This is a genomic window from Candidatus Rickettsia kedanie, assembly GCF_045865205.1.
Lineage (GTDB): Bacteria > Pseudomonadota > Alphaproteobacteria > Rickettsiales > Rickettsiaceae > Rickettsia > Rickettsia australis.
On sequence record NZ_BAABMM010000052.1, the window covers coordinates 1 to 2,089 of the forward strand.

Below are 2,089 nucleotides of genomic sequence, written 5' to 3' on the forward strand. Positions count from 1 at the left end.
GTACAAACGAACAGCCGGTTAATTTTCTTCTCCTCTTGATGAAACCGCTGCTAATTGCAACTCTGTTAGCTGTTGCTGTTAAAAACTCTTTGATTCTATTCGGTAGTTTTGTTATATTTGTCATTATGTTGTTTATGATTATAGTGACCTTGATCAAATTACTCTAGCATATGCTACGACAATACACAAATCTCAAGGTTCGGAATATCCAGCAGTAATCATTCCACTAACTCTGAAAAGTTATGTGATGCTGGAACGTAATTTAATAATCTTACACTGCCATAAACCCGCAGTAAACATCTAGTTATAATAATTGGACAACAGAAAGCACTAGCTATAGCTGTTAAGGATAATAAAACTTCGTTGCGTTATTCAAAACTGAAGGAACGGTTAATTGGTTAGGTCACATGAAATATATCAGTACGGAAAATATGAGGTTTTGGTGTAGGGAATAAGTGGCAGCTTAGTTTTGAACAAAATTACCAAGTAAATTGCTCAAAATCTTGCCTTGATTTCTCAGTCTATTATAGATATATCATCTAACTATTGGAAAAAGCAGTGGTATAAATAGTAAGAAAATTGGCAAGTAGCGATCAAGCTCTTAGGTTTTGAAACGTACTTTTGAGATGAGCTACCTGAAACATTAAAATAGCACGCAGTATAGTATGTCTAAAGATTTAAAATGACTCAATTTTATAATAGGAGAATATAATGTTTGAAATTATGAAGAAGCAAATCGCACATATGGTGGCACAAATCAGAGCAAAACAGTTGGCAACCAAATATAGTCAGAATAAGGTGCAAGAAATTATTATTGAATATTGTGAGCAACATCCTGACATCTCTGATGCAGAGATAGCAAGTGTAGTCACTCATAACCTGCAAACATATGAAAATATTAGTGGATCAATAAATAATTACTTAAAGGATCAGAACTTGAACGATATAGGGTTTCCTATAAAGTATAATAAAACCTCTTTACAGCTTAACATGGCTAAACAGTGGGCAGAACAACAAGAAGAAGAATTAATAAGTCAAATAAAGAACGGTGTGTTCTATCATGAATTGACTAATACGATAGACCCTGACAAATTACCGATATTACAGTCATCAAGTGATCAGGAGTATTGGGGCAATGAAAATCCTGCTGTCAGTTCAGCGTTACTTTCGAGTATTGCTGCTAGCTGTACTAAAGAAAAAAATATTATGCCTGGCGCTGTTACATCATTTCCTTTTCTGAATCTCGGATACGAATTACCAGATGAGCTAGTACCTACTTCATATCCTTTCGCATCTAAAAACAGTATGATACTTGTTGGAGATTATCAATATGGGGCACATCGTTATTTTAAGGAACAATTGTTATTTGGTCCTGAAGATTGTTCAACAGCGGTAGGTAAAGCAACATACCTTACGACTGAGCAAATTCAAAGTATTAATACTATAAAGATGCAAGCAGCATATAATGATCCTGCAAATGAATATCACTATAAAGCCATCACTTTTTTAAGTGGTGATGTTAAAGATGAACAATTAAAATTAATTCAACCCGGTGATATTTACCTTGTGAAAGGCCATACAGCTATTATCGTAACACAGCCTGATAATAAAAGTAATATAACTACTTTACAGTTTACTAGAGATATGGATACGCCTGTGGATAAAAAGCTAGGTGGAGGTTTATATGATTATAATTTATATAACAAAGTAAAAGAAATAGAAACTGGTATTTATATTTTGCGTCCTGATTTAGAACCGCTACATGAGTCCTGTTCTTTAAGTCAGTTACTAAAGCAAATTGACTTAAAATATATAACATTGTTCCCTGAAAACCCTATAGACATACCGGGGGACTGCAGAATATTCTTGGAAAACAATGAAACTTCAGTCATAGGAGACATTACAGCATCATCATTAAGTGTAGCATTTTAGATTGTGCCTCACAGACAAGTGCTCATCTGATCTAAATTATCATAAAGAGTAGTTCTTTTGACATTGAATGTTCGGCATATTGCTGCTTTGCTTGTGCCGGATTTCAGTGCTTCACTAATTGCTTGCATTTTTTCAGGTGAAATAGCTCGTGGTCTTC

General features: G+C 34.3%; 3 protein-coding genes. 2 read left to right on the plus strand and 1 reads right to left on the minus strand.

The window, feature by feature from the left end; genetic code table 11:
* The first annotated feature begins 181 nt into the window (after window positions 1-181).
* Window positions 182-304: an ATP-binding domain-containing protein gene (locus tag ACKTSD_RS07765; RefSeq protein ID WP_412708740.1), complete on the plus strand. Its 123-nt coding sequence runs from the start codon at window positions 182-184 to the stop codon at window positions 302-304.
* Window positions 305-711: 407 nt separating this feature from the next.
* Complete coding sequence (locus ACKTSD_RS07770; RefSeq protein WP_412708739.1) at window positions 712-1,932, plus strand: RP439 family protein; 1,221 nt, start codon at window positions 712-714, stop codon at window positions 1,930-1,932.
* Between the two features lie 8 nt (window positions 1,933-1,940).
* On the opposite strand, the gene ACKTSD_RS07775 is transcribed toward ACKTSD_RS07770, so the two are convergent.
* Window positions 1,941-2,075 carry a helix-turn-helix domain-containing protein gene (locus ACKTSD_RS07775; RefSeq protein WP_412708741.1) on the minus strand — a complete coding sequence of 45 codons (135 nt, stop codon included), beginning with the start codon at window positions 2,073-2,075 and terminating at the stop codon, window positions 1,941-1,943.
* Window positions 2,076-2,089: the final 14 nt, after the last annotated feature.